The following is a 12613-nucleotide window of genomic DNA, read 5'->3' on the forward strand; positions in this document are numbered from 1 at the left end:
GATGTCCTCCCGAGGGCTGGGAAGACGCGGAGTGCTGCACTGCAACACGACCTGCATAATCGATCACATTCGCGCGATTTTCAATCACGCAATGTTGATGAAACCAAAAAATGTGGGGGTGAAGTCAGGCCGGAACGTCGAACCGGGCGGAAGCCGGGCGGCCGTGCGGCGACTCCGTGGCGACCGACAGCAGTTTACGATCCAGCACCCAGGCTGCAACCCCTACCCAGCAGACCAGGACGATGGCGTAGAGACGCTCCCACCAGCCGACGTTGGCGTCGTTGACCGTGCCGGGGAAGACGAGGTGCTTGGTCAGGACCGTCAGGATCGCCATGACGACGAAGGTGACGGCGAGGAAGAGCTTCAGGCGCGGCAGGTCGCGGCGTTTGGCCAGGCCCCACAGCAGCAGCATCGGCGCCAGCTGAATGCCCAAGGCCAGGTTGATGACCATGTGGCGCGGATCGGGCCAGGGCCACAGGGTCGAGGCCGACATGCCGCCGCCGGCCAGGATGAAGACGATGGCGATGACCCAGGCCGCGACCCGCGCGCCGGTCAGGGCGTAGATGGCCAGACCAAAGCCGATCCCCGCAAGCCCGGCCATGACGCCGGCGACGAAGACCCCGCCGTTGAAGATGATCGGCGCCTTGGCCGTCGCCCCACCCAGTTCGCTCAGATACTGGGTCGCATTGTTGAAGCCGGGGTAGGCCAGGATGGCCACGGCGACCACCGTCAGGGCTAGAAGCGGCGCGGCGACGCCCACGCCCAGCAGCCGACGACGGCGGTGATAGCGAACCTGCGGCTTCAGCAGGGCATGAAGGTCCAGCGGCCAGGGCCGGCCGTCCAGCGGCTTCAGCCCCCACAGCGGGCGAATGGCCGGGATGCGACGCACGACCTCATAGATCGCCAGGCTGCCGACGAAGGTGATGGCGATAAGGGACAGCAGTTCGACCGGCGCCGGCAGGTTCGCCGGGCGGATGATCCAGACGGCCGCGACCAGCACCGTCTGGTGCGCCAGATAGAGGGGAAAGGTCGCCTGCGTCAGATAGCTGAGCGCAGGGCCGCCCCGGTCGCGCAGATGGCGATAGCCGAAGCCCAGGATGGCGACGATCACCGCCCATTGGTCGATGCCGTAAACGGCGGCCTTGGGCACGCCCCAAAAGGCCCGCGCGCCGGGATGCCAGACCTGGACCATCATGATCGGCAGGGCGACGGCCGCCAGGGCCAGGGCGATCCAGCGATAGCGCTCCATCGTGCGCCATAGGCTCTCACGCCCCACGATGCTGAAGCCGAACAGGAAGGCGACCAGCGACAGGGCGTGATTGTACCAGTCGTTGTGCAGGGTGTTGGTCAGGCCGAACCAGGGAAAGAGCAGCCACCGGATGGCGAAGAGATAGAGGATCGGCAGGACCAGCAGACGCGGGCCTGTCAGCGCCTTTTCCAGCCCATTGCCCAGTCGGTCGATCAGGCCGGGCTGACGCCACAGGATGACGGCGACCAGGCTGTAGACGGCGATATAGACGATGAACCACAGATGGTTGACCGGCACGCCGTCGGCGAGGCCGCTCCAGCCGAACTCATGACTCAGCCAGGCGACGAAGCCGACGACGCCGCCGGGCCAGCCGCCCTTGTCCATCGACTCGATCCAGGACTGGATCGGCACCAGGACCAGGCCGCCGAAGATCAGGGGCGGGACCAGCCGCTCGAACCGGGCGCGGGCGACCTCGCGCGGGGTGCGCCGGAAGGTCATGAACCGCAGGGCGGCGCCCGACACCAGAAACAGCAGGGTCAGCCGCCAGGGATTGGTGACCAGGATCGCCTCTCGCATCCACTCGAAGGTGTGGGCGCTGTGGATGTGCCAGTCATAAACCCCGTAGACCAGGCCGACATGATACAGGATCAACAGGCCGAAGGCGCCGACCCGGATCCAGTCGAGATCGTAACGGCGCTGGGTCGGGGAAGCGGGCGGGTTCACGGCCGCGTCTATGATCCGCGTCTGCGCATCAGGCAAGACGCCGGATGGACGCGGGGCGCCGCCAGCCCCGCATCCGGTTGAACGGACTAGACCATCTCCGTCAGGCCCAAGGCCTTCAGCGTCGCTGTGATCGAGGCGTCCTGTTCGGCGCGGTACAGGGCCATCTCGTCTTGGACCGGGCGGCCCAGCGCCTGTTCGAAATCGGCCTTGGCGGGATCGACGGCATAGGCGGTTTCGCGGGCCTCCGATCCCAGGTTGGACTGGAAGATGCCGGCGGCGCTGACAGGCAGGAAGTCTTCGTAGGTGATGGGCTCGGCGACCACGTGGCCCGCCGCGATCAGGGCGTCCAGATCGGCGGTCTCGGCGCGGGCGGCCAGACCCTCAGGTGTCGCACGGTAGCGGAACCAGGCCAGGTCGGCACGGCGCAGGGCGTCCCAGTCGTCGGGCAGGGTGGAGAAGTCCTTCTTCGCCAGGGCCGCGTCATACAGGGCGCGACCGGCCGGGGTTAGGGCGCAGCCGCGCTGTTCGATCTCGCCGAAGCGGGCGGTGTGGGCGCCGGCCGTGGGGCCGTCGGCGCCGGGGAAGGTGATCGCCTCCTGCAATGCCTTGAAGCTGGTCTGGCGCAGCAGGATCGGACAGGTACGGGTGGGCGGACCCTCGATGGTTTCCTTCGGGCTGATGCCGCGCGCGGGCATGGCGGCCTGGGCCGCATCGATGTCCAGCGTGCGCGGCGTCAGGTGGTTGATGTGCGGCCCCTTGAAACTGACTACATCGGCGATCAGTCGGTGGGCGGCGACCAGCCGCTCATAGGTCTCTGCGCTGACGGTCGCCTGGGCGTGCCAGCGGAAAGTTTCCAACAGTTCGGACACGAAACGGTCGGCCTGGTCCTCGTCGAGGCCGCCCACAGTCTCCGCCGTCTCGATCAACTCACGCGCGCCCGGGGTGAAGATGTCGCGGCGGGCCAGGGTCTCGGCCGCCTCCGCGCGCAAGGCTTCGTCCTCGATCAGCTCCAGCCGCAGCAGCGAGGTGAAGACCCGGAACGGATTGCGCGCCAGGGCCGCCGGATCGACGGGGCGGAAGGCAGTCGAATGGACCGGCACTCCGGCGGGAGCGAGGTTGTAATAGCTGACCGGCTCCATCCCCATGACCGCAAAGGCGCGCGCGATCGTGGCCAGTTCATCGGCCGTCCCGACGCGGATGGCGCCGTGGCGCTCCTCCGACAGACGCGCCAGTTCGCCGGACGCCGCCAGCCGGTCCGCGCCGCCGGCGTCGGCTTTCAATGTCTGCGCATTGATGTCCGCCACCAGCGTCAGCAGATCGCCGTATTGCGGCACCTCGGCCCGGTACATGGCGGACAGGGCGGCCGAAAACCGGCTGCGAATTTCGTCAGGATGGACGAAGGCGGACATGAGCGCTCCCATTTTTCGCCGATCCATAGGCCGACTGGCCGCCGGTTGAAACCCGGCGGCCGTCGCAAGGGTCAGGCGTCGACGCCGACCCCGATCGGGCAGACCACGCCGGTCCCGCCGATGCCGCAGTATCCGGCCGGGTTCTTGGCCAGATAGCCCTGGTGATAGCCCTCGGCGTAGAAATAGTCGCCCGCCGGCTCGATCTCGGTGGTGATCGTCCCGCGCCCAGCCTGGGTCAGGGCGGCCTGATAGGCGTCGCGCGAGGCTTCCGCCTCGGCCTGCTGCTCGGCGTTCAGCGTGTAGATGGCCGAGCGATAGGTGGTGCCGATGTCGTTGCCCTGGCGCATGCCCTGGGTCGGGTCGTGGTTTTCCCAGAAGGTCTTCAGCAGTTCGGCGTAGGTGATGACGCTCGGGTCGAACACGACCTTGACCACCTCGGTATGACCCGTGCGACCGGTGCAGGTCTCTTCATAGGTCGGGTTGGGCGTGATCCCGCCGGAATAGCCGGCCGACGTCACCCACACGCCCGGCAACTGCCAGAAGATGCGCTCGACACCCCAGAAACAACCCATGCCGAAGATGGCGGTCTGGAACCCGTCGGGATAGGGCCCTTTCAGCGGATGACCGCTGACATAGTGGTTCACATCGGTGTCCAGCGGCTCGGCGCGGCCGGGCAGGGCGGTCTCGGGCGTGGGCATTTCGGCGGTCTTCTTGAACAGCATTTGCGGCTCTCTCATCGGAAAATGGCGTTGAAGTCCATATGGGGATGCGAGAGGCGCTTGCCGAGGGGGCGAGTGTGTTCTATCAGGCCCGCCTCCCGCCGGATCGACCTCTGGCGGCGCGCAAGACGCAGCGTGAAACGGACAGGTGGCGGAGTGGTCGATCGCGCACGCTTGGAAAGCGTGTGTAGGTGAAAGCCTACCGAGGGTTCGAATCCCTCTCTGTCCGCCACACCCCCGCCCTCCAATGTCACCGCTTGCCAACCCAGCGCCCCGCTGCGCAAGGATTTGCGCCTCAAGCCCGTCATCGCTGGACGGGACGCGAACCGCTCATCTTAGGGCGAGCTTAGGGTGGCGACCGCTTCTGTCGTCGGCGTATGTTCTCCTTACGTTCTGGAGAGGCCATGGCGCGCGACGTAAACAGATTGAACGGCAAGAAGGTGCCGGGGATGCGCGAGCCTGGGCTCTTCGCGGATGGGGCCGGACTCTATCTGCGGATCGATCAGACCGGATCGCGGCGCTGGGTCTATATCTTCTATCGAGCCGGACGCCGGCGAGAGATGGGCCTTGGGAGCCTGGAGGCCGTCAAGCTGACCGAAGCCCGCGCGGCCGCTGACAAGGTGCGATCCGAGATCAAAGCTGGGATTGATCCGATCGAGGCACGGCGCAAGGCGAATGCGCCGAAACCGGACACAACCTTTTCAGCCGTCGCCGCCGACCTGATGGATGGGCTGGAGAGGGGCTGGAAGTCCCCGAAGCAGCGTCCGCAGTGGGAAGCCTCCCTGACCCAGCACGCGGCCGCCATCTGGAAGGCCGAGGTCAGCACCGTCGACACCGAAATGGTGTTGAAGGCTCTGCGCGAGATATGGACGACGAAACCAGAGACGGCCCGCCGCGTCCGGTCCCGTATTGAAATGGTCCTCGACGCCGCGACGGTGCGCGGGCTGCGGACAGGGGAAAACCCGGCGCGTTGGCGCGGACACATGGCGCGGATGCTGCCGAAGGTCAGGAAAGAGCAAGGCCACCACGCAGCGATGCCCTATCAGGATGTCCCGGCCTTTCTGGAGCAGCTATCCGGGCGCCACAGCATATCCGCCGACGCTCTGCGATTCCTGGTCCTGACCGGCGCCCGATCCGGCGAAGTGCGGGGGGCCACCTGGGACGAAATTAGCGGTTCGACGTGGATCATTCCAGCTGAGCGCATGAAGGCCGGCCGAGAGCATCGCGTCCCTCTGTCTTCTGCCGCCGTTGGCGTGCTGAACGCGATCGACGCCGACGTGCGACATGGCCTGATCTTCCCCGGCCTAAAGGGCCCGCTGTCCGACATGGCTCTTGCCATGGTCATGCGAAAAATGGGGATCAAGGACGCGACCCCTCACGGCTTCAGGTCTGCATTCCGTGATTGGGCCGGCGACTGCACCAACTATCCGCGCGAACTGCTCGAAGAGGCGCTGGCCCATCAGGTCGGTTCTGCCGTCGAGCGCGCCTATCGCCGGGGTTCCGCCGTCGAGAAGCGCCGGCCGCTTATGGAGACGTGGGCCGATCACTGCATGGGCATCACTCGCGCCGATAACGTCTACTCGCTGAAGGCCTGACCGTGCTGCCGATCTCCACGTGGGTCGATGACGGCATTGGCCTGGACGTGTTCTGCAACTGCGGCCGAACGGGCTATGTGCCGGCCAATGCGGCACGGAGACTGGACACGTCGATGTCTCTACCGCTCGTCGCGCATCACTTGGTCTGCAAGGCCTGCGGGGCGAAGGGCGCCGCCTTACAGGTCAGGTTCTCGATCTCGGACTATTACGACCAGGCGCGTGGCCATGGCTGCTTGATACCGGGCGGGCACAGCAAAACGCCCCCGGCGTGAACCGAGGGCGCTTATGGCGGACGGCCTTACCCTGGGAACGTAATAGACCGTCCGCCGCATGGGGTGGCGCATATTGCCGGGCCACCACCCTCATAAGCCGGCTCTGCTGCAGTTAACTCCAGCAGTGACCATCGGTTCCTGTGAGCGGAATAAGGCGAAAGCCGCCCCGGTCTCCCGGAGCGGCCTCGATAGCGGAGCGTGAAGCTCGACGCTGAAAGGGTATCTGTAGCGCAGATACCCCCGGATTTTTCGGAGGTTTAGCCCGGTCGCGGCGGCGGCGGACAATCCAGCCCTCGCATCCCCATGGTGTCGAAGAACCGGCACAACCGCCCGATTTGCGCAGCAAGCCGATCACCCCGCGCCTCGATGGCGATGTCGTAGGCGTCGAGCGCAGCCTCGGAATAGATCGCCTCGGGCGCCAGGACGGGCTTCGGCTCAACCGCCAGATCGGCAGGGCTCGGGTAGAAGGCGCTCTGCGGCGCCTTGGTGGCGCAACCGCTCGCAAGCGAGACGGACGCGGCGAGCGCTAGGGACAGCATCAGGGAGCGAGTTGACCACATCGGATAGATCCTTTTCGCGGGCGTTGATGATGGGGGTTTCGGTTGCGCGCTCACTGGCGGCAGTTTCCCGCGCGCTGGAGGCCTTGCGCTCGACCTTGGCTTGTTCGGCCGCCTGACGGTCGCGAACGCCCTCAGCGCCTCTGTGAGCGCAGTAGCCGCCGAAGATCAGGAAGGCGGCGAGGACAGCGATGGTGATCCAGGCCGTGGGAGTGAGGGCGCGGCCCATGCGGAGGGCGAGGGCGATCACAGGATCAACCCCTTCGCCTTGGCCGTTCGGACCTTGTTACAGAATGCGCGGTCGGGTATGCGCGGGGTGTGAAACTGCTTTACCTCGACAAAGACCGGCTCTCCGTCGATGGCAAAGTCCAGTCCGCAGGCAGTGTTAGTTTTGAAGCCAATCCCAGCAGACTCGAAAGCCTCTGCGACCATGCGCTCCATAGGGTCAGACAGCGTCCTGCTCAGCGGGCCGGGTGTGGGGGCTTGGGTCACGGTCATGCTGCAGCTCCGAAAAGGTCGCGTTGATCTGGAGTGAGGCCGTCGAGATCGCCCCATTGGTCGGCCATCGCATTGGCGATGCCGGCGAAGGTCTTGGATCGGAAAGCCCAGCGGTCAGGACCGGGCGGCGCCCGATGGATTGCGGACCACGCCTTGTGCTCAGGTGTGCCAGGTTTCGGCGGGGTCAGGCGGTTGGTCGGAACGAGGGCTGGCAGGCCGCGAAGATAGAGCCCTGTCCCCTTGAAGGCGGGGTCACCGAACCACCACGGCTGGACCGTCTGCGCCGGCCGCTGATAGTTGCGGATCCTTTCGCGGGCATGGGGGCGGAGGGCAATCAGCCCCTTGGCTTCAAGGTTCGCAAGCGCACGTCGGATTTCTTCTGGCGACCTATCCAAAGTCTTCGCTAGATGCTCAACCTGACCCCGCTCCGACCCGCTCGCTTCGACCGGAGCGGTGGGGGCGAGGCGTCGGACAAGGGATGAAAACCACGACATTGCCTGTCGCCCCTGAATGGCAACGACGTTGTCCACGCGCGCCATCTGCTCGGCTAAACTATCGGGCATGACAACATCTCCTGATGAGCGGTTCGGTCGGCTAGTCGCGGTGGCGCAGGTGATCGGCGAGAAGTGGCGCTACCGCTGCGATTGCGGGTCGGACTGACGCGAACCCGGTTCGTCAGTTGGTCAGGGCGTTGAACCAGATGGTCAGGGCCGCCGCCGCGACCAACACCATAGCCACGCAGATCACCGTCACGCGGAGGCCGTGATGCGGCTGGTCTGACACCGGCCGGTCTAGCAGGCCCGCCGGCGGAAGCTTCATTGCCGCTTCGGCCGCCCAATCTTCGCGCCGGATTAGCGTAAAGAGCCGGATCGCCATCATGCTCCATGGTGGCGGGCTGCGGTCGCGCTGCACGAAGTCCAGAACGATCAGGGCGAACGCAAGCGAACACAGGGCGCCCCCTGAAGGGACAGCGTCCCGGGAGAAGTCAGCTGTCGGTCGTCGTCATCAGAACACGAACCGTGCGCCGACGAAGTACTGGCGGCCGGTCGAGCCATAGTTGTTGACCACCGGATCGGCCTGATAGGCCCAGCGCGTATCGGTCTGGTTGGTCAGGTTCAGCGCCTCGGCGGTGAAGGTGACGTTGTCCGTCAGCTTGTAGGTGAAGGACGCATCCACGTTCAGCGTCTCTTCCGAGCCGATGAAGTCGTTGATCAGCGGCGAGTCGCACACGCCCGGATCGCAACCGCCCGACGCCAGCGGATAGGTGGTCTGATAGGCGGCGCGATAGGCCGAGGAGACACGCGCGCTCCACTTCTCGACCTCATAGAAGATCGTGGCGTTGAACGACTTGGGCGAGGCGCCCAGGAAGGGCGCCGTGCCGGTCAGGTTACGGGCCGGGTCCAGGATGTATTCCAGCTCGGATTCGATCTGGGTGTAGTTGGCCTGGATGCCGAAGCCGTCGAACGGCGCGGGCAGGAAGGTGAAGTTCTGCTGATAGGCGATCTCGAACCCGTCCAGCTTGCCGCCCGGCGCATCGTTGTACTGACGCACCTGGAAGGGCAGGTCCTGGTCGATATAGGCCCGGCGGCTGTCGGAGGCGACATCGGTCAGGCCGTCATAGGCGGCGCGCAGATTGGCGATCTGTTCGGCGTTGAAGATCTCGCTCAGCTTGCCTTCGCGCAGCACCACCTGCGGGAAGCTTTCGATCTCCTTGTGGAAGACCGCGACCGACAGGATGGCGTCGCGGGCGAAATACCATTCGACGTTGAAGTCCAGGTTGGAGGCGCGGAACGGCTTCAGCTTGGTGTTGCCCAGGGTGATCGCCGCATTGGATCCGTCGAACTGGGCCGGGTCCGCGCCGATGCCGACCGGAACGGTGAAGGCCGTGACGCCGGGCTGTAGCGCCGTCATCTGCGGGCGGGCCATGACCTTGGCCGCCGCGAAACGCAGCATCAGCTTGTCGTTCAGTTCCCACACCAGGTTCATCGACGGCAGGGTGTCGTTGTACTGGTTGTCGTTCTCGACCGGACGGCCGCTGTGGGTCTTCTCGCTTCCGCACGAACGCTATCTCGGCCGCAGGAGCTTCGGATCCGTGCGATGAGAGTCTGGCCGCGCGCCACAGAAATCGCGACCCGACACTTCAGCCTTTCGGGCAACCAGGACTGCTTTGAACGCCCGGTGGGAGTCGTGGTCGATACGGCGCCTGATCTGCGACGGCGCCATATTATGTGGGCAAAGGTCGCTCCTAGGCCGCCAAGGCGGTCGCAGATGACGCCAGCCATTCCAGTTCGTCGCCGTAGGGATGGCAGTGGGCCAGGACGCGGGTTTCGCCGGTGGGCCAGGCTGTCAGGCGCAGTTCGACGTGGCTGCGGTCGCGGGTCCATTCGAAGCTGATCCAGAGCAGCGGGTGGTCGGCGTCGGCGCGGCGGCCGGCGGTCGAGAGGAGCGCCGTGATCTGGCGCCGGTCGTCGTCGCTGAGATATTGCAGCACCATGGTGTGCATGACGACGCGGCAGCGCCCAACCGCCTGCGGCTCGGCCAGCCGGTCGGTCAGCCAGGTCACGGCGTCGCCCCGATCGATGCGCGGCGGATGATCGGCGGCGATGCGCAGGGCGTTCTCGAGGCGTTGGGTGCGCGCTGGCTGGTCAGCCCAGGCGAAGGCCAGCAGACGTTCGCGATGCGCCGGGTCTGCGGCGTTCAGCGGGTGCAGGTCGACGCCACGCGCCGCCGCGATGGAAACCGGGCCGACCTTCGGCGACGCGCCTTGCCACAGGGGCTCGATCTGCACGTCCGAGAAGGGGTCGCCGGCTGACGCCGACCCAAGGGCATAGGCGTAGCGATCCAGATTCAGGTTCAGGCCGCAGCTGGACCCGAGCTCGAGCAGCTCGAAGGGCATGGTGCGATCCAGAGGGGCGGCCATCAGCGCGCTCATCAGCGCGGCGGCGCGCGCCACCTCGTTCGTTTGCGGCGGATGGAGGATCCAGTCGGCGATGTATCGATCGTTCTGGGCCAGGGCGTCGGCCACGGCCGCGTCGAAGTCGGTGTGTTCGCGACGATAGAGGCTGGTCAGGGCGTAGGACCGGCCCGCGCGCGCCAGGGCGTGTAAGGCGCCGTTCAAACGGAGAGCCAGGGCGGCTGCGGCCTGATCCCCCGGCCAATCATACAGCCGTGCGGCGGTGAGCGGCGCGTGCGAAAGCTGCCGGCTCGCGGCCTCGAGAACGCCGGCGACGAAGGGCGACCCCATGGCGCGGCAGCGGTCGGCCTGGGCCACGAGTTCCTGGGTTAAACGGTCGGCGACGGGGCAGGTCATCCAGTCACCGATGGCATCGTCGCGCATTCCGAATAAAACGAACTGTTACTTATCTGTCCCGGCCTCAAGAAGTATTCGCCCGGAAGTTGCGGCCCGGCGTTGCTTGGAGCGGCGACGGGAGGGTGACTTACCTATGATCACCTCGCTTAACAGCGCGTGAATCTCGCAAAATTCAGGTCCGGTCGATGTAAACGGCCGGGCGTCGCCAGCTTAACTATCTTTTTAGTCATTTTGTCATAGGGGTGGATAGTCACCTGAAAAACAGGGTGTTTTGCGTGACTCGAACAAGGGTCGGGCTGCGCGCATTGGTGTCAGCTGAGTAATAAGCTGCCCCTGGATAAGTAAAAGTGCGTAACGGGGGCGAGCTCATGATGTCCAAGATGCGAATTCCGAAGAAGCTGCGGCTTTCCTTCACCCTGATCTGCGTCTCGGCGGCGGTCATGATGGCGGTGTTCTTCGCCACGATCATGATGATCCGCGCGTCCATCGAGAGCAACAATCTCAGCCGCACGATCGAGGCGCAGGCGATGTCGCTGGAAACCGCGATCCTGCGTCAGAACAGCCAGTTTCGAGGCTTTCTGGTCACCGGCGACGAGACCTATCTGAAATCCTACTACGAAGGGCGCGACGAGTTCGACAAGGTCGTCGTTGAACTGAACGGACAGCTGGGCGACGCCGAAAAGCAGGCCCTGCTCGAAAAGTCGCGCCTAGCCACCCTGGCTTGGAGAGCCGATTGGGGCGATCGCATGATCGCCGAGGTTCGCGCCGGCAAGCGTGAGCAGGCGCAGCAAGAGGTGCGCGACGCCGGCAAGAAGGTTCTGGTCAGCGACGCCGTCCTGCCTCTGCGAGACCTGCGTGAAGCGGAAGCCGCCGTCACCGAGAAAAATCTGGAACGCCAGCAGGCTGCGATCGTGACCGCGATCATCGCGCTGATCGTCGGCGGCATCGCCCTGATCACCATCGCAATGGTTCTGTCGGCCATTCTCAGCCGCATGATTGCGCGACCGATCACGGTCTTGACCGAAGCCATGGGGCAGTTGGCCAAGGGCGACAACGACATCGTCGTCGACGCCAGCCATGCCGACGAACTGGGCGACATGGCGCGCGCGGTTCTGGTGTTCCGGGACACGGCGCTGGCCAAGGCCGAGGCCGAACGGGCCAAGGCGGCCGCCGATCTTGCCAAGGACGCCGCCGAGCGCGAGAAGATCGTTGCCGACGCCGCGCAGCGTCACGTCGTCGAAGAGTTGGACACGGCTTTGGAAGCCCTGGCCGCCGGCGATCTCACCCACACCATTCGCACGCCGTTCGCCCCGGAATATGAGCGCCTGCGCACGGCCTTCAACGTGGCGGTGCAGGGTCTGGAAGAGAGTCTGGCCAGCGTGGCGGGGTCGGCGCAGAGCGTTCGCCTGGGCGCCACCCAGATCTGCTCGGCGTCCGAAACCCTGTCGCTGAGAACCGAACAGCAGGCGTCTAGCCTGCAGCAGACCACCACCGCCACCAACCATGTCACCGACATGGTCGGCGACACGGCGCGCAGCGCGGCCAACGCCCGTAACGCCATCACCCTGGCCAATGGCGACGCCGCGGACGGTCGCGTGATCGTCGAAGAAGCGATCGTCGCCATGGACGCCATCAAGGCCGGATCGCAAGAGATCGGCGAGATCATCAACATGATCGACGCTATCGCCTTGCAGACAAATCTGCTGGCCTTGAACGCCGGCGTCGAGGCCGCGCGGGCAGGCGATGCGGGGCGCGGGTTCGCCGTTGTCGCCGGCGAGGTGCGCGAACTGGCCAAGCGCACCGTCGACGCCGCCAAGGATATCAAGCAGCTGATCAGCAAGTCGTCGGACGAGGTGCGGCTGGGCGTCGATCGCGTGGGCGAAACCAGCGAGATGCTGGCGCGCGTCGTGTCCAAGATCGGCGACGCCAACACCCTGATCGTGGACATCGCGCAAGGGGCGCAGGTCCAGTCCGAGAACCTGAAGCAGGTCAACAGCGCCGTCGGCAGCATGGACCGCATGACCCAGCAGAACGCCGCCATGGCGGAAGAGGCGACGGCGGCGGCGCGCATCCTGGCGACGGAAGCCGATGAGCTGGCGACCCTGGTGTCCAGGTTCCGGCTGAATACGACGACCTCGGCCGCGCCGGCGCCTCGTCGGGACGCCGCGCCCGCACCCAGGTCGGCGCCCAAAGTCATCCGCACGGTCGGTGCGCTCGCCCTGTCTAGCGAAGCGGCCGAGGACGACTGGAACGAGTTCTAAGATATCGATCCAGTTGAGTG

General features: G+C 65.7%; 11 protein-coding genes, 1 tRNA gene and 1 pseudogene. 4 read left to right on the forward strand and 9 right to left on the reverse strand.

The features are described from left to right. Positions 1–124: 124 nt before the first annotated feature. The 3 genes from Q9R14_RS01530 to msrA form a co-directional block, all read right to left on the reverse strand. Entirely contained in the window at positions 125–1972 is a 1848-nt protein-coding gene (locus Q9R14_RS01530; RefSeq protein WP_306003227.1) for an acyltransferase family protein, read from the reverse strand. A gap of 86 nt (positions 1973–2058) precedes the next feature. Then, on the reverse strand, positions 2059–3381 hold the full coding sequence (locus tag Q9R14_RS01535) for a VOC family protein (RefSeq protein ID WP_306003228.1): 1323 nt from the start codon (positions 3379–3381) through the stop codon (positions 2059–2061). Positions 3382–3452: 71 nt separating this feature from the next. After that, positions 3453–4103, reverse strand: a complete 651-nt coding sequence (msrA, locus tag Q9R14_RS01540; RefSeq protein ID WP_039248158.1) for a peptide-methionine (S)-S-oxide reductase MsrA — start codon at positions 4101–4103, stop codon at positions 3453–3455. 139 nt (positions 4104–4242) lie between these two features. On the opposite strand from msrA, the gene Q9R14_RS01545 reads away from it, so the two are divergent. The 3 genes from Q9R14_RS01545 (at position 4243) to Q9R14_RS01555 (ending at position 5967) form a co-directional block, all read left to right on the forward strand. Then, positions 4243–4332, forward strand: a tRNA-Ser gene (locus tag Q9R14_RS01545). A 172-nt stretch (positions 4333–4504) separates the two neighbouring features. Continuing rightward, complete coding sequence (locus tag Q9R14_RS01550; protein ID WP_306003229.1) at positions 4505–5695, forward strand: site-specific integrase; 1191 nt, start codon at positions 4505–4507, stop codon at positions 5693–5695. Positions 5696–5697: 2 nt separating this feature from the next. Then, positions 5698–5967, forward strand: coding sequence for a hypothetical protein (locus Q9R14_RS01555; protein WP_306003230.1), 270 nt, complete (start codon positions 5698–5700; stop codon positions 5965–5967). 257 nt (positions 5968–6224) lie between these two features. Here Q9R14_RS01555 and Q9R14_RS01560 read toward each other — a convergent pair whose 3' ends face one another. The 6 genes and pseudogenes from Q9R14_RS01560 to Q9R14_RS01585 form a co-directional block, all read right to left on the reverse strand. Then, positions 6225–6527 (reverse strand): hypothetical protein, encoded by a 303-nt coding sequence (locus tag Q9R14_RS01560; RefSeq protein ID WP_306003231.1) that lies wholly within the window; start codon positions 6525–6527, stop codon positions 6225–6227. Positions 6528–6770: 243 nt separating this feature from the next. Next, the gene (locus Q9R14_RS01565; protein WP_306003232.1) at positions 6771–7022 is read right to left on the reverse strand and encodes a hypothetical protein; all 252 of its coding nucleotides are present in this window, start codon (positions 7020–7022) and stop codon (positions 6771–6773) included. Next, positions 7019–7585, reverse strand: coding sequence for a hypothetical protein (locus Q9R14_RS01570; RefSeq protein ID WP_306003233.1), 567 nt, complete (start codon positions 7583–7585; stop codon positions 7019–7021). Before Q9R14_RS01570 ends, Q9R14_RS01565 begins: the two co-directional genes overlap by 4 nt. A gap of 112 nt (positions 7586–7697) precedes the next feature. After that, positions 7698–7841 carry a hypothetical protein gene (locus Q9R14_RS01575; protein WP_306003234.1) on the reverse strand — a complete coding sequence of 48 codons (144 nt, stop codon included), beginning with the start codon at positions 7839–7841 and terminating at the stop codon, positions 7698–7700. 186 nt (positions 7842–8027) lie between these two features. Next, a pseudogene (locus Q9R14_RS01580) lies at positions 8028–9035 on the reverse strand (TonB-dependent receptor domain-containing protein); the annotation flags it as partial. A gap of 232 nt (positions 9036–9267) precedes the next feature. Next, entirely contained in the window at positions 9268–10359 is a 1092-nt protein-coding gene (locus Q9R14_RS01585) for a DUF2332 domain-containing protein (protein ID WP_306003236.1), read from the reverse strand. A 344-nt stretch (positions 10360–10703) separates the two neighbouring features. Between Q9R14_RS01585 and Q9R14_RS01590 the strand changes: the two genes are divergently transcribed. Beyond that, positions 10704–12593, forward strand: coding sequence for a methyl-accepting chemotaxis protein (locus Q9R14_RS01590; RefSeq protein ID WP_306003237.1), 1890 nt, complete (start codon positions 10704–10706; stop codon positions 12591–12593). The last annotated feature ends 20 nt before the right edge of the window (positions 12594–12613 follow it).

Source organism: Brevundimonas sp. C43 (genome assembly GCF_030732185.1).
Lineage (GTDB): Bacteria > Pseudomonadota > Alphaproteobacteria > Caulobacterales > Caulobacteraceae > Brevundimonas > Brevundimonas diminuta_C.

Coding starts and splice junctions, on each gene's coding strand:
- Q9R14_RS01535 (WP_306003228.1), bottom strand. CDS start 3,381: ATGTCCGCCTTCGTCCATCCTGACGAAATTCGCAGCCGGTTTTCGGCC.
- msrA (WP_039248158.1), bottom strand. CDS start 4,103: ATGCTGTTCAAGAAGACCGCCGAAATGCCCACGCCCGAGACCGCCCTG.
- Q9R14_RS01550 (WP_306003229.1), top strand. CDS start 4,505: ATGGCGCGCGACGTAAACAGATTGAACGGCAAGAAGGTGCCGGGGATG.
- Q9R14_RS01560 (WP_306003231.1), bottom strand. CDS start 6,527: ATGTGGTCAACTCGCTCCCTGATGCTGTCCCTAGCGCTCGCCGCGTCC.
- Q9R14_RS01565 (WP_306003232.1), bottom strand. CDS start 7,022: ATGACCGTGACCCAAGCCCCCACACCCGGCCCGCTGAGCAGGACGCTG.
- Q9R14_RS01570 (WP_306003233.1), bottom strand. CDS start 7,585: ATGCCCGATAGTTTAGCCGAGCAGATGGCGCGCGTGGACAACGTCGTT.
- Q9R14_RS01575 (WP_306003234.1), bottom strand. CDS start 7,841: ATGAAGCTTCCGCCGGCGGGCCTGCTAGACCGGCCGGTGTCAGACCAG.
- Q9R14_RS01585 (WP_306003236.1), bottom strand. CDS start 10,359: ATGCGCGACGATGCCATCGGTGACTGGATGACCTGCCCCGTCGCCGAC.
- Q9R14_RS01590 (WP_306003237.1), top strand. CDS start 10,704: ATGTCCAAGATGCGAATTCCGAAGAAGCTGCGGCTTTCCTTCACCCTG.